Annotated in this window: 9 protein-coding genes and 1 pseudogene; all 10 read right to left on the reverse strand. The window is 71.6% G+C overall.

Going from position 1 to position 14,370, the window contains the following annotated elements:
• Positions 1-4: 4 nt before the first annotated feature.
• The 10 genes and pseudogenes from AS594_RS06390 to AS594_RS06435 all read right to left on the reverse strand — a co-directional run bounded on the left by AS594_RS06390 (position 5) and on the right by AS594_RS06435 (position 14,204).
• Positions 5-841 carry an EboA domain-containing protein gene (locus AS594_RS06390; protein WP_069934982.1) on the reverse strand — a complete coding sequence of 279 codons (837 nt, stop codon included), beginning with the start codon at positions 839-841 and terminating at the stop codon, positions 5-7.
• Positions 835-1,755 carry a sugar phosphate isomerase/epimerase family protein gene (locus AS594_RS06395; protein WP_069933315.1) on the reverse strand — a complete coding sequence of 307 codons (921 nt, stop codon included), beginning with the start codon at positions 1,753-1,755 and terminating at the stop codon, positions 835-837. The genes AS594_RS06390 and AS594_RS06395 overlap by 7 nt, the downstream gene beginning before the upstream one ends.
• The gene (locus AS594_RS06400) at positions 1,752-2,816 is read right to left on the reverse strand and encodes an SCO3242 family prenyltransferase (protein WP_069934983.1); all 1,065 of its coding nucleotides are present in this window, start codon (positions 2,814-2,816) and stop codon (positions 1,752-1,754) included. Before AS594_RS06400 ends, AS594_RS06395 begins: the two co-directional genes overlap by 4 nt.
• A complete protein-coding gene (locus tag AS594_RS06405) occupies positions 2,813-3,958 on the reverse strand; it encodes an inositol-3-phosphate synthase (RefSeq protein WP_069933313.1) in 1,146 nt (381 codons plus the stop codon). The genes AS594_RS06400 and AS594_RS06405 overlap by 4 nt, the downstream gene beginning before the upstream one ends.
• Positions 3,959-4,095: 137 nt before the next feature.
• Positions 4,096-7,821 carry a ThuA domain-containing protein gene (locus AS594_RS06410; RefSeq protein WP_069933312.1) on the reverse strand — a complete coding sequence of 1,242 codons (3,726 nt, stop codon included), beginning with the start codon at positions 7,819-7,821 and terminating at the stop codon, positions 4,096-4,098.
• Positions 7,822-8,143: 322 nt separating this feature from the next.
• Positions 8,144-9,148 (reverse strand): sugar phosphate isomerase/epimerase family protein, encoded by a 1,005-nt coding sequence (locus tag AS594_RS06415; protein ID WP_069933311.1) that lies wholly within the window; start codon positions 9,146-9,148, stop codon positions 8,144-8,146.
• A 72-nt stretch (positions 9,149-9,220) separates the two neighbouring features.
• Positions 9,221-10,462, reverse strand: a pseudogene (locus tag AS594_RS06420) (Gfo/Idh/MocA family protein); the annotation flags it as partial.
• Positions 10,463-10,520: 58 nt separating this feature from the next.
• Positions 10,521-11,558: a substrate-binding domain-containing protein gene (locus tag AS594_RS06425; RefSeq protein ID WP_069926102.1), complete on the reverse strand. Its 1,038-nt coding sequence runs from the start codon at positions 11,556-11,558 to the stop codon at positions 10,521-10,523.
• Positions 11,559-11,661: 103 nt separating this feature from the next.
• Complete coding sequence (locus AS594_RS06430) at positions 11,662-12,708, reverse strand: ABC transporter permease (protein WP_069933309.1); 1,047 nt, start codon at positions 12,706-12,708, stop codon at positions 11,662-11,664.
• Positions 12,705-14,204: a sugar ABC transporter ATP-binding protein gene (locus tag AS594_RS06435; RefSeq protein ID WP_069933973.1), complete on the reverse strand. Its 1,500-nt coding sequence runs from the start codon at positions 14,202-14,204 to the stop codon at positions 12,705-12,707. Before AS594_RS06435 ends, AS594_RS06430 begins: the two co-directional genes overlap by 4 nt.
• Positions 14,205-14,370: the final 166 nt, after the last annotated feature.

A 14,370-nucleotide genomic window follows, 5' to 3' on the forward strand; every position in this document is an offset into this window, starting at 1 on the left:
GAACTCAGGACTCCTCTGTGGGGGCGGCCGTGGTGTCCGGGAGGGCCGTGAGGGCCAGGACGCGGTGGAGATCGTCCGGTACGGGGCGGCCCGCGGCCGTGCGTTCGGCGGCGTAGTCGCGGAGCATCCGGGCCAGTTCGGTGTCTCCCTGGGAGCGCGGGGACAGGGCGTCGACGGCCTCGACCGGCACACCGGTGAACAGGCACTTGAGGACGGCGTGCCGCCAGGCGTGCTGGTCGAGGTGCTCGGCGGCGTACGGTCCGACCGCGGCGGCGACGAGTCGTGTGTCGTTGGTGCGCAGGGCGTCTTCGACGAGCGGGAGCGCGGCCCGGGGGGGCGTGAGCGTGGCACCGAGACGAGGCAGGGCCCACAGCACCGCGCGGCGTTCGGCGGCGGTGCCGTGGCTGTACAGGCGGGCGGTGGTGGCGTGGTCGGCTCGTACGGCGTGCAGCAGGAGGACGCGGGCGGCGTCGGCCAGGTCCTCGGCGTGCCGGGCGTCCGGGGCGGCAGGTGCGGTCGGGACGTGGGCCGGACGGCAGTGGCGGCCGGCTTCGGCGAAGCGGATCTCCCAGAGGGGCATCGACCACCGGGCGCGAAGTCCGTCCGCCGGGCCGGGCAGCTCGGCTTCCGCTTCGGCTCCCGCCTTGGTCGCTGCCCCCGCCCTGGCCGCTGCCGCCGTCTTTTCCGCTGCCGCTGCCTCTTCCGCTGACGTTGCCTCTGCTTCGGCTTCCGCCTCGGCCAGGGCTTCGTGGAGCCAGGCACGGCCCGCGCCCGCCAGTTGTGCTTCGAGTGCGGCTTGCAGGACGGAGGGCGGGGCTCCGTTGGTCAGCTCGGTCAGCATCGTGCGCCTCCCGCCGGGAGAGCGCTGCCCGCTCCGGCGGGCTGCGCCTTGCGCAGGAAGTCGATCGACCGGGCGGCCAGTTCGGGGCCGGCGTGCGAGTGGCGGGGAAGCTCGACCACCGTGAGGCCCTGGTAGCCGGTGGCCGCGAGTGCCTCCAGGACGGGCGGGAAGTCGATCTCGCCGTCACCGAACGGAAGGTGCTCGTGCACACCACGCCGCATGTCCTCGATCTGGACGTGCCGCAGCCAGGGAGCGGCCTCGCGCACGCAGTCGGCGGGCGAGGACGGCTCCAGGCACTGACAGTGGCCGATGTCGAGGGTGAGGCCGAGAGAGGACGGGTCGCCGAGGGCGCGGCGCAGGTGGTGGAAGTCGGCGAGGGTGGCGAGGAGGTGACCGGGTTCGGGCTCCACGGCCAGCGGTACGCCGGCGGTGGCGGCGGCCTCGATGACCGGGCCGAGTGACTCCCTCAACCGCTGCCACGCGAGGTCGGGCGGCGTGCCGGCGGGGGTGACGCCGCTGAAGCAGTGCACAGCACGGGCGCCGAGGTCGGCGGCGACGCGTACCGCCGTGAGGAGCAGTCCGGCGCGGGCGGCTCGGGCGGCCGGGTCCGGGTCGAGCAGGGAAGGGCCGTGTTTGCGGCGCGGATCGAGGACGTACCGGGCGCCGGTCTCGATGGTCACCCCCAGGCCGAGCTTCGAGAGCCTGCGGCCCACGTGCCGGGTACGGGCGGCGAGTCCGGGGGCGAGGGGATCGAGGTGCATGTGGTCGAGGGTCAGGCCGACGCCGTCGTAACCGAGGCCGGCGAGGAGGGCCAGAGCGTCGTCCAGACGGAGGTCGGTGAGGCCGTTGGTGCCGTACCCGAAGCGCAGCGGCGTGGTGTGCGCGGCGGGAGTGGGGGCGGGGGTGACGGTCATGTGGGGCTCACCTTTCGCGACAGCATTCGGGCGAGGGGTACGAGCCCCATGAGCGCCGCGCCCGCCCCCGCCGCACCGCTGCGGGCGGCGAGTGCGGCCTGGAGCGGGATCATGGCCCGGATTCCGCCGCCGACGGCGCGCTGGGTCAGGGGCGGGGAGGGATTGAGCACGGCGTGGAAGAGGGGCTTGGCCGCGGTGCGGAAATAGGCGGCGGCCGCGAAGGTGGCGGGGGTCGCTAGGCGGGTGGCGACGCGGATCGCCGGGTGGAGGGCGGGCGGGGGCGCGGCGGCCGGCGCCGACCCGCCGCCGGCCGCCGGCCGGGGCGGAGCGCCGGCCGCCTCCGCACCGGGGCGTTCACGGGCGGCCAGGGTCGCCAGTACGGCTGCTGCCGCCAGGGCGGCGAGGGGCGCAGCGGTGGAGCCGCCCTGCGTCTCGCGGCGCGAGACCGCTGTGACGGCGTAGGTGTGGGCGCCGAGCATGGCCGCGGCGGTCAGTGCGGCCGGGCTGCGGCGGGTCCCGGTGAGTAGGTTCCCCGCCCCACCCCTTTCGGGACCTCGGGCCAGGTCTGGGAGGGGAAAGCTGACGTCTGGTGAACCGGTCCTCGCCCCCGTCGCCGTCGCGCCCAGCAGGAGGTCCAGTGCTCGCGCGGCGGCCATCGTCGCGGGCGCGGCCGGCGTGTGCTTCAGCCGCAGGTCGTAGGCCCAGATCGTGGCGGCCAGCCCCGTGGCCACCGCCAGCGCCGGGCGGCCCGCGCCCGCCGCCAGGGCGAGGCCGGCCACCGTCAGGGCGCCCGACGCCGCCAGCGCCTGCCGGGGAGTGACGCGGCCGGAGGGGATCGGACGGTGCGGGCGGTCCACAGCGTCCTCGGCGCGGTCCGCCCAGTCGTTCAGCGCCATGCCCGCCTCGTACAGGCACAGCGAGGAGCCGACGGCCAGCGCCGTCCCCCGGTTGGGGCGTACGCCGATGGACGCCGCCCCCGCCACGGCGTCACCCGGGACGGTGAACAGGGCGGACACCCGCAGGAGTTCCGCCCAGGCGGCGAGGCGAGCGGACCGCCTCATCGGGCCTCCCGCAGGCGGCCCGCGAAGGCCAGCAGTGCCTCGTACTGCTCCCCCAGCGCCGCGGGTCCGCCACCGTCCGGGTCCTTGAAGTAGAAGCCCAGCTCCGGCAGCGGGCCCGAGACGCCCACCTCGTGGGCGCGGGCCAGCAGCCGCGCCAGGTCCAGGACGAGCGGCGCGGCGAGCGCCGAGTCGCACCCCTGCCACGTGGTCTGGAGCGTCATCCGGGACCCGAGGAAGCCGGCGAAGGCGATGTGGTCCCAGGCCGTCTTCCAGTCACCGAGCGCCGGTACGTCGTCGATGTGTACGTCGCCCTGCGGAAGCGCGCCCAGCGTGTCCGCGAGGACGCGGTTCTTGCCCGCGTTCTTCGCCGCCGCTGCGGCCGGGTCGGCCAGCGCTGCCCCGTCCCCGCCGCCGAGCAGATTCGTGCCCGACCATGCCCGTACGGGCAGGGCGCGCTGCACGAACATCGGCGCGAGTACGGAACGGAGCAGCGTCTGGCCCGTCTTGCCGTCGCGTCCCGCGTGGGGAAGGCCGCTGGCCGCGACGGCGTCCTGGAGGGCCGGGGCGCGCAGCCCGGTGGAGGGGGTGAAGTTGACGTACGGGCAGCCGGCTCGCAGGGCGGCCGCCGCGTAGAGGGAGCTGGGCGGGAGCACCTCTGGGTCCGCCGGCGCGGGCTCCGTCGAGGCGACGTTGACGACGACGACCCGGTCGAGACGCTGCCGCCGCGCGAAGTCCAGCAGGTCCGCCGCGAACGCGCCGATGAGTTCCTCGTCGCCGCGGGTGTCGCCGGGCAGGGGGCCGCCGGTCCGGATCTCCCGCTCGGCGGCGGCCAGTTCGCTGCGTACGGCGGACGACAGTCCGTGCGGCAGGACACCGCCCGTCTCCAGTTCCTCGGCCCGCTTGGGCAGGGGGCAGCTCACCGTGTCGTGACCGCCGAAGACGAGTGAGGACAGCGGCGCCAGGCCGCTGCCGGCGAACGGCTGGGTCTCGGTGACCATGCCGTCCGGGGCGTGGAGGCCCGCGGCGAGCGCCGCGCAGCCCGCGACGGCGGTCGTGGCGACGGAACCGCGTGCTCCGACGAACCACACCCCGGTCCGTGCCGTGTGCGCAGTCGGGTCTTCGGAATGGGCCGTGGTCGTCACGGGCTGCCTCCCTGCCGGAGAGATCGAGAGATGGGGAGATGGGCTCGGAGATGAAGAGTGCGGAGGGTGGACGCGGCCAGAAGACGGTGGGCGGGGGCTCGGCGTGCTCCCGCCCACCGCCGGTCCTGGAGGGTGCTTCAGTGCTGGGAGCCGCTTCTCGCGGGCAACTCCTTGATCTTGATGTTGCGGAAGGAAACGTGGTCGTCGGCGCCGTGGTTCTGGATGCCGATGTGCCCCTGGGCCAGACTGCGGGCGGGGTCGGTGTTCGTGAAGTCGTTGATCTTCACACCGTTGAGGAAGACGCGCAGCCGCTCGCCCTCGACCCGGATCTCGTACGCGTTCCACTCCCCCGGCGGGTTGAGCGCGGCGTCCCGCGCGGCGGTGTTCGCGGCCTTGAAGCCGTACACGGACCCGGTGGTGCGGTCGGGGGCGTCCGTCGCGTCGATCTGGATCTCGTACCCCTTGTCGACAGCCGACCAGGGGTCGTCGGAGGCCGGGAAGCCCACGAAGATCCCGGAGTTGTCGTCACCGGCCGTCTTCCAGTCGAGCTTCAGCGAGTACGACCCGAGTTCCTTGGCCTGGTACCAGAGGAGGCCCATGCCGCCGGTGGAGTTCAGCGTGCGGTCCTTGATCTCGAAGGAACCGGGGCCCGCCTGCTTCCATCCGTCGAGCGTTTCGCCGTTGAAGACCGTCCGGTACCCCTTGGCGGGTGTGCAGTCGGCCTTGGCGATGCCGGTGGCGTAGAGCAGTCCGCCCAGCAGGTGCTTGCGGAAGGCGGGTTCGGCGTACGACTCCTTGGTGTGGCCGCCTCCGGTGTAGAAGGAGCGCCCGCCCTCGTACGGCTGGCACCAGGCGATCGGGTGGTCGCCCTTCATCTTCCCGCCGGTGTAGCTGGTCTCGTCGAGCGTGGCCAGGACGCGGGCCTGGTCACGGGGGTTGGTGCGGTAGTTGTACCACTCGTCGGTGCGCTGCCAGGTGCTGTCCAGGTGCGCGGTCGCGGGGTGGTCGTGGTCCTCGACGCGCACGGTCGCGGGCTGGATGTGCGGGTGCGAGTCGAAGTACGCGCCGACGAGCCCGCCGTAGAACTTCCAGTCGTACTCGGTGTCGGCGGCGGCGTGGATGCCCATGTAGCCGCCTCCGTCGGCGACGTACTGCTCGAAGACCGTCTGCTGGTTGGCGTTCAGGACGTCCCCGGTGGTGGAGAGGAAGGCGACCGCCTCGTACTTCGCCAGGTTCTCGGGCGTGAACTGCTTCGCCTCCTCGGTGGCGTCCACCGCGAGGCCGCGCTGGGCGCCGAGTTCCTTCAGGGCTGTGATGCCCGCCGCGATGGAGTCGTGGCGGAAGCCGGCGGTCTTGGAGAAGACCAGGACCCGCTTCTTGGGTGTGGCGTCGCTCTTCGCCGTGGAGAAGGTGAAGTCGTCGAGGTCGAAGAGGGCTCCGGCGCCTCCCTTGAAGACGAGGTAGAGGGTGGTGGTCTTGGCCGGGGGCCGCTTGATGGTGGTGGTGACGTCCTGGAAGACGTTCCAGCCGCCGGTCGCGGGGACGACGGTGGAGCCGATCAGCCTGCCGTCGGGTGCTCCGGTCCGGACTTCCAGGGTGCCGCCGGCTCCGCCCGACGAGACACGTGCGGTGAGGGCGGTGGCGTCGCCGACCCGGTAGGGCTTGAAGGCGATCCAGTCCCCGTTGTGTATGTCTCCGACGGTCTTGCCGCCGTGCGCGGTCGGCTTGCTCTGCGGTGCGACACCGCTCTGGCTCGAGTAGTGCTCGGCCTGGCGCTGCTTGGGCTGGAGCACCTTCTGGTCGTGGGTGGTCAGAGGCTCCTGGCCGCCGCCTCCGCCGTCCGTGTACTCGGCGTCGAAGACCGCGAAGATGTTGGCGTTCGGGTCGTGGCTGCTGTCGGAGGGGGTCTTGATGGTGCCGGTGCAGCCGTTGGCCGAGGTGATCGGGTGGCCGTGGCTGTCGTGGCCGAGGATGTAGGTCACCTTGACCTTGGCGCAGTCGACCGTGCCGTCCTCGGGGTCGGTGACCTTCACCTTGAAGGGCACGTCGTCACCGAAGGTGAAGAGCTGCCCGTCACCGGGCAGTTCGAGCGTCACCTTGGGCGCGGTGTTGCCGACGACGATCCGCACGCTCGCCGAGCCGGTGCGCCCGGTGGTGTCCTTGGCGGTGACGGTCGCGGTGTAAGTGCCGTTCTTCCGGTACGTGTACGTGGGGTTGGCCGCCGTCGACGTACCGCCGTCGCCGAAGGTCCAGGAGTACTTCAGGGCGTCGCCGTCGGAGTCCGTCGTCCCGGCGGACGAGAACCGCACGCGCAGGGGCGCCTGGCCGGACGTCTTGTCCGCCGCCGCTTCGGCGACGGGCGAGTGGCCGCTGGTGGCGTTCTCGATGCGGTAGAGGCCGGAGTGCTCGTTGCCGCCGAACCAGGCGGTGCCGTAGTCCAGTACGTACAGTGCGCCGTCCGGGCCGAAGGCCGAGTCCATGACCTGGGTGCCGGTCCACGGCACGGGGTTGATGGACTGCACGGCGCCGTTGGCGTCCTGCTCTATCCGCTTGATCCAGCGCCGGCCGAACTCGCCGGCGAAGAAGTCGCCGTCGTACGCCTCGGGGAACTTCACCGGGGAGTCGAGGTCCTTGTCGTACCGGTAGACGGGGCCGCCCATCGGGGACTCCGAGCCGGTGCCGAACTCCGGGACCGAGCCGCCGTCGTACGGGATCCACGCCTCCTGGGCGGGGGGCAGGTCGGTCAGGCCGGTGTTGTGCGGCGAGGTGTTCCTGGGGGCGGCGCAGTCGAACTTCGCGCCGGACTCCTTGGTCGCGAAGTCGTAGTCGACGTAGGCGTCGTTCTTGCCGGTGCAGAAGGGCCAGCCGAAGTTGCCGGGCTTGGTGACGCGGGCGAACTCGACCTGCCCGGCCGGGCCGCGCTTCGGGTCGGCGGCGCCGGCGTCGGGCCCGTAGTCGCCGACGTACAGCACGCCGGTGGGCTTGTCGACGCTGAAGCGGAAGGGGTTGCGGAAGCCCATGGCGTAGATCTCGGGGCGCGTCTTGTCGGTCCCCGGGGCAAAGAGGTTGCCTTCGGGAACCGCGTAGGAGCCGTCCTCGTTCACCTTGATACGGAGGATCTTCCCGCGCAGGTCGTTCGTGTTGCCGGAGGTGCGGCGTGCGTCGTACGCCGGATTGCGGTTCGGGCGTTCGTCCATGGGGGTGAAGCCGTCGGAGGCGAAGGGGTTGGAGTCGTCGCCGGTCGACAGGTAGAGGTTGCCCTGCGCGTCGAAGTCGATGTCACCGCCGACGTGGCAGCAGATGCCACGGGTGGCCGGTACGTCGAGGATCTTCTTCTCGCTGGCGTTGTCGAGCGTGCCGTCGGCCTTGAGTTCGAAGCGTGAGAGCCGGTTGACGCCGTCGAACCTGGCGAAGTCGGCGGCGGTTCCCTCGTTGGGGGCGTCACCGGCCGGGGTGTCCATCGGGGGCGCGTAGTAGAGGTAGATCCGCCGGTTCTCGCTGAACTCCGGGTCGATACCGATGCCCTGGAGTCCCTCTTCGTCGTGCGAGTAGACCGGGACGGTGCCGACGACGCGCGTGGTGCCGGCGGCGTCCGTCATGCGGAGCTCGCCGTCGCGCGAGGTGTGCAGGACGCTGCGGTCGGGGAGCACAGCGAGCGACATCGGCTCGCCCGTCTCGGGCTCGCCCTTGGCGAGGGTGACCTGCTGGAAGTCCTCGGCGGCGACGGGCGCGGCCGGTGGTTCGGCGGCGGTGGCAGGGATGGCGGTGGTGGTGAAGGCCAGTGAGGTGGCCACCAGAAGGCCGCCGGTGAGGAGGGCGAGTGTCTTCTGGGCCGATCCGGCTCTGAGCCGTTTCCTGTACACGAGTGTCCTCCGGTAATGGGCCGGGGCGGTGCTCGTCCTGCACCGCGCCGGGCGTGGAAGCTCTCTGTTTCGGAACCGGAACCGGAGTGCGCCGTCACACCGGATCCGGACTCATGTCCTGTACACCTCAGGGACGGTAGCCTCGTTCGTCCGGAACGGAAAGCCCTTGCGCGGCGGGTAAGTTGAACTTTCTCCCGCCTCAGGACAAAGCGGCTTGCGGGCAGCCGGACCGGCCCGGCGGCGGCGGATACCGCCGGGCTGCCCCAGGGGCTTTCCCCTTCCCGCGGGGAAGCGGCGGGAAGGGGAAGGGAGAGGGAAAAACCTAGTCCGCGCCTCCGAACGCCGCGTCGAACGACACGCTCGGCGGGTCGAAGTCGTACCGCCTCAGGGTGGCGAGTGCTTCGGGCGCGCCCGTCAGGCGGTCCATCCCCGCGTCCTCCCACTCCACCGACACCGGTCCCTCGTACCCGATCGACCGCAGCATCCGGAACACGTCCTCCCAGGGGACGTCCCCGTGCCCGGCCGACACGAAGTCCCACCCCCGCCGCGGGTCACCCCACGGCAGGTGCGAACCGAGCCGGCCGTTGCGGCCGTCGAGCCGCTTGCGCGCCTCCTTGCAGTCCACGTGGTAGATCCGGTCCCGGAAGTCGTAGAGGAAGCCGACCGGATCAAGGTCCTGCCACACGAAGTGGCTCGGGTCGAAGTTCAGCCCGAAGGCCGGCCGGTGCCCGACCGCCTCCAGCGCCCGCTTCGTCGTCCAGTAGTCGTACGCGATCTCGCTCGGGTGCACTTCGTGCGCGAACCGCACCCCCTCGGCGTCGAAGACGTCGAGGACCGGGTTCCAGCGCTCGGCGAAGTCCTCGTACCCCCGCTCGATCATGTGCGGCGGTACCGGCGGGAACATGGCCACCAGGTGCCAGATCGACGATCCGGTGAAGCCGATGACCGTACGCACGCCGAAGGCCGCCGCGGCCCTCGCCGTGTCCGCCATCTCCGCCGCGGCCCGCTGCCGTACGCCCTCGGCTTCGCCGTCGCCCCAGATCCGCGCCGGCAGGATCGCTCGGTGCCGCTCGTCGATGGGGGCGTCGCAGACCGCCTGGCCGACCAGATGGTTCGAGATCGCCCAGCACTTCAGGCCGTACTTGTCGAGCAGTTCGTGCCTGCCGTCCAGATAGCCGGGGTCGTTCAGCGCCTTGTCCACCTCGAAGTGGTCGCCCCAGCAGGCGAGTTCGAGGCCGTCGTAACCGAAGTCGCGGGCCAGCCGGCAGACCTCCTCCAGCGGGAGGTCGGCCCACTGGCCGGTGAAGAGTGTGAAGGGTCGTGGCATGCCTGACGGACCTCCTACGGAAGTACGGGGACGGGGATCGGGCTGGGGCCGGGGCTGGGCCGGGGCATCGAGTACCGGCGTGTAGAGCGCGTTCTTCCCGGCGCTCTCCTCCACCGCCGCCAGCACCCGCTGCACCTGGAGCCCGTCCGCGAAGGACGGTTCCGGGTCGGTGCCGGTGGCGATGGCGTGCAGCAGGTCGCGCGCCTGGTGGACGAAGGTGTGCTCGTACCCCAGGGCGTGACCGGGCGGCCACCACGCCTCCAGGTACGGATGCTCCGGTTCGGTCACCAGGATCCGCCGGAAACCGGAGGAGGCGGCGGGCTCGGTGTGGTCGTGGAAGGACAGTTCGTTCAGCCGTTCCAGATCGAAGGCCAGGGAACCGCGCTCACCGTTGAGCTCGATGCCGAGCGCGTTCTTGCGGCCGGCCGCCATCCGCGTCGCCTCGAAGGAGGCCAGCGCCCCCGAAGCGAGCCGCCCGGTGAAGAGCGCCGAGTCGTCGACGGTCACCGTCCCTCGTTCGGCGCCCCCGGCCCCCGAAAGCCCCGCCGTCGCACCCGCCGGCAGCGGCCTCGACCGTACGAACGTCTCGGTCATCGCCGAGACCCCCACCACCGGCTCCCCCGCCAGGTACTGCGCGAGGTCGACGATGTGCGCGCCCAGGTCACCGAGCGCGCCCGAGCCGGCGTGCTCCCGGCGGAGCCGCCAGGTGAGCGGGAAGTCCGGGTCGACGAGCCAGTCCTGGAGATAGGTGACCCGCACGTGCCGGAGCGCCCCGAGCCGCCCCTCCCCGACCAGCCGCCGGGCGTACGTCATGGCAGGCACCCGGCGGTAGTTGAAGCCGACCATCGCCACCTGGCCCCGTGTGCGGGCGCGTTCGGCGGCTGCCGTCATGGCCTCCGCCTCGGCGACCGAGTTGGCCAGCGGCTTCTCGCACAGCACGTGCTTGCCCGCTTCGAGCGCGGCGACCGCGATCTCCGCGTGGCTGTCCCCCGGTGTGCAGATGTCGACGATCTGCACGTCGTCGCGGGCGATGAGGTCCCGCCAGTCGGTCTCCGCACCCCCCCACCCGTGCTTGTCCGCGGCGGCCCGTACGGCAGCGGCGTCGCGTCCGCAGACGGCCGCGAGGACCGGCCGCACCGGCAGGTCGAAGACGCGGCCCGCGGTGCGCCAGCCCTGTGAGTGGGCGGCTCCCATGAACGCGTATCCGACCATGCCGACACCGAGCGTCGGCGGCGACACACCGGCCGCCGCGCCACCGGCCGCCGCGCCCGTACCGGCGTCTGTCTCCGTCTGCGACTCTTCCCTGCGGGCCATACGGATTCCTCCTCGTCGAACTGGTCACTCGCACGGTGGGGGCGGGCGGGCGGCCCGCTCAGCTGAAGCCCGTGGGCAGGTACTCGTCGACGTTGTCCTTGGTGACGACGGCCGAGTAGAGCGTGATCGAGGCGGGGATCTCCAGTTCCGACATCCCGCCGACGCCCTTGCCCTGGCCGAGCGCGCGCGCCAGGTCGATGGCGGACGCGGCCATGGTCGGCGGGTAGAGGACGGTGGCCTTCAGCACGCTGTTGTCCGCCTTGATGGCGTCCATCGCCGCCTTGGCGCCCGCCCCGCCCACCATCAGGAAGTCGTCGCGCCCGGCCTGCTGGATGGCGCGCAGCGCGCCCACGCCCTGGTCGTCGTCGTGGTTCCACAGCGCGTCGAACTGCTTCTGCGCCTGGAGCAGCTGCGCCATCTTCGCCTGGCCGGATTCGACGGTGAAGTCGGCGGCCTGGCGGGCGACCCGCTTGACGTTCGGGTAGTTCTTGAGGGCGTCGGCGAAGCCCTGGCTGCGCTGCTTGGTGAGCTCCAGGTTGTCGAGGCCCGCCAGCTCCACGACCTTGGCGTTCTTCTTGTCCTTGAGCTGCTCGCCGATGTAGTTGCCCGCGTTGAGGCCCATGCCGTAGTTGTCGCCGCCGATCCAGCAGCGGTACGCCTGCGGCGAGGCGAAGATGCGGTCCAGGTTGATGACGGGGATTCCCGCCTTCATCGCCTGGAGACCGACCTGGGTGAGCGCCTTGCCGTCGGCCGGCAGGATCACCAGTACGTCGACCTTCTTGTTGATCAGCGTCTGGACCTGGCCGATCTGCGCCGCGGTGTCGTTCGATCCCTCGGTGATCTCCAGGGTGACCTCGGAGTACTTCTCCGCGCGCGACTTGGCGTTCTCGTTGATGGCGTTGAGCCATCCGTGGTCCGCCTGGGGGCCGGCGAAGCCGATGGTGACCTTCTTGCCGGGCTTGTCGTCGGGGGCGGCCGGTTGGTTGTCGGCGGCCGGCTGCTTCTTCGGCTCGTTGCTGGTGCAGGCGGTGAGGAGGGCGCCCGCGGACACTGCCGCGGTGCCGAAGAGCAGTCCTCTGCGACTGGTTTCTGGCATGACGGTTCCAACCCTTCAGTCAGGGCTTGCGGGAGAACAGGGGGAAGAGGGAACGGGGGGAAGAGGGGGCGGGAGCGGGAGGGGTGGGAAGCGGGAGGGGTGCTCAGGTCTCGCCGTCGCGCGCGGTGCGGCGCTGGACGAGTACGGCGGCGACGATGATCGCGCCCTTGGCGATCTGCTGGACGTCGCTCTGGAGGTTGTTGAGAGCGAAGATGTTGGTGATCGTGGTGAAGACGAGGACACCGAGCACGGAGCCGACGATCGTGCCCCGGCCGCCGCTGAGCAGCGTCCCGCCGATGATCGCCGCCGCGATGGCGTCGAGCTCGTACAGGTTGCCGTTGGTGTTCTGTCCCGAGCCGGACAGGACGACCAGAAGGAAGGCCGCGATTCCGCAGCACAGTCCGGACAGCAGGTAGAGGTACAGGCGCTGGCGGCGTACGTCGATGCCGGCGAGCCTGGCCGCTTCCGCGTTGCCGCCGACCGCGACCGTACGCCGGCCGAAGGTGGTGCGGTTGAGCAGCAGCCAGCCGACGACGGTGACGACCGCGAAGACGAGCACGAGGGGCGGTATGCCGAGGACGTACGAGTCCGGTATGCCGAGGTCGAGCACGGAGTCGACGGTGACGATCTGCGTTTTGCCGTCGGTGATCTGGAGCGCGAGTCCGCGCGCCGAAGCCAGCATCGCGAGCGTCGCGATGAACGGCACCAGCCCGCCGTACGCGATGAGCATCCCGTTGACGAGCCCGCAGGCCAGGCCGACGACCACCGCCGTGAAGAGGATGCCCGCGAAGCCGTACTCCTGCGTCGCGAGCGTCGTCGCCCACACCGAGGCGAGTGCCACGATCGCGCCGACCGACAGGTCGATGCCGCCGCTGGTGATGACGAAGGTCATGCCGACGGTGACGACGCCGATGACGGACGCCTGGGTGAGGACGAGCTGGAGATTGCTGCTGTCGAGGAACTGCTCGGGCTTGGTGAACCCGCCGACCGCGACGAGGACCGCGAGTACGCCGAGCAGCGAGAGGTTGCGTACGTCCGGCCGCAGTCCGAGTCTGCGCCGGCCCGGCTGCCCGGTGGGCGATGTGGCCGTGGCGGCGACCTGACCGTCCTGCTGCTGTTGCCGCTGCGCCGGCGAGACGGGCTGCGTCATGACGTCGGGCTCCCTTCCATCACGAGGTCGAGTACGCGGTGCTCGTCGAGCTCCCGGGCGGGCGCCGTGTGGACGACGCGGCCCTCCCTGAGCACCAGCACCCGGTCGGCGAGGCCCAGGACTTCCGGGACCTCGCTGGATACGAGAAGTACGGCGAGCCCTTCGTCGGCCAGCCTGCGGATCACGGCGTACAGCTCGGCGCGCGCACCGACGTCCACGCCGCGCGTCGGCTCGTCGAGCAGCAGGACGCGGCAGCCGCGCAGCAGCCAGCGGGCGAGAACGGCCTTCTGCTGGTTGCCTCCGGAGAGGGTGCGGACGGGGGCGTCGGGGTTGTCCGGCCGCAGGGACAGTTCGCGGGTCGCGGCGCGGGCGGCCTCGCGTTCGGCCGTACGGTCGAGCCAGCCGCCGCGCGAGAAGCGGGACAGGGTCGAGACGGACACGTTGCGGGTGACGGATTCGAGCATCAGCAGGCCCTGCGCCTTGCGCTCCTCGGGGGCGAGCCCGATGCCGGCGCCGACGGCCGCGCGGACGCTGCCGGGGCGCAGGGGGCGCCCGTCGACGAGTACGCGCCCGCTGGTGGGTTTGCGCGCCCCGTAGATCGTCTCCAGGACCTCGGAGCGTCCCGAGCCGACGAGTCCGGCGAGGCCGACGATCTCGCCGGGGCGGATGTCGAGGTCGAGGGATTCGAACTCCCCCTGCCTGGCCAGCCCTTCGACTCGCAGGACCGGGTCGGCAGCGCTGGGAGCGCCGCCGTCCGCAGGTCGTTCGGGGAAGACGTACGCGACGTCACGGCCGGTCATCAGCGCGACGACATCGCGCGTCGGGGTGCTCTTGGCGGGCAGTCCGACCGCGACCGCGCGGCCGTCCTTGAGTACCGTCACGCGGTCGCCGATGCGCCGGATCTCTTCGAGCCGGTGGGAGATGTAGACGACGGCGACGCCGTCCGCGGTGAGTCCGGCGACGATACGGAAGAGGTTGTCGACCTCGTCGGGGTCGAGTGCGGCGGACGGTTCGTCCATCACGATGAGGCGTACGTCGTGGGACAGCGCCCGCGCCATGGAGACGATCTGCTGCTGGGCGGCGGAGAGCGAGCCGACGAGCCTGCCGGAGTCGATCTCGCGGTGCCCGAGCCGTTCCAGCAGGGCGGTCGCGGCGGCGCGGGCCTGCTTGCCGCGTACGACGAAGCCGGCGGTGGTCGGCTCGTGGCCGAGGAAGATGTTCTCGGCGACCGACAGGCCCTCCACCAGGTCGAGTTCCTGGTAGATGGTGGCGATGCCGAGGCGCATGGCGGCGATGGGCGACCTGAGGGCGACGGTGGCCCCCTCCCAGGTGATCTCGCCGCCGTCGGGCTGGTGCACGCCGGCGAGGACCTTGATGAGGGTGGACTTCCCGGCGCCGTTCTGGCCGAGGAGGCAGTGGACCTCGCCCGGCCGGACCTCCAGGTCGACGCCGTCGAGGGCGCGGACGCCGGGGAAGGACTTGGTGATGCCGGACATCGTGAGAAGAAGGGGCGGTGCTGCGTGCGGCTGGGCTGCGTTCGGCTGGGCTGCGTGCGGTGGCGCCATGACGGTTCCCCTCGGCTGGTGCGGCGGCCGTGAGCGAGCAGGGCAGGGCAAAACTGGGCAGGGCAGAGCGAATTCGGGCACGGCGAAGCCGGCCATG

The organism is Streptomyces agglomeratus (assembly GCF_001746415.1).
Taxonomy (GTDB): Bacteria; Actinomycetota; Actinomycetes; order Streptomycetales; family Streptomycetaceae; genus Streptomyces; species Streptomyces agglomeratus.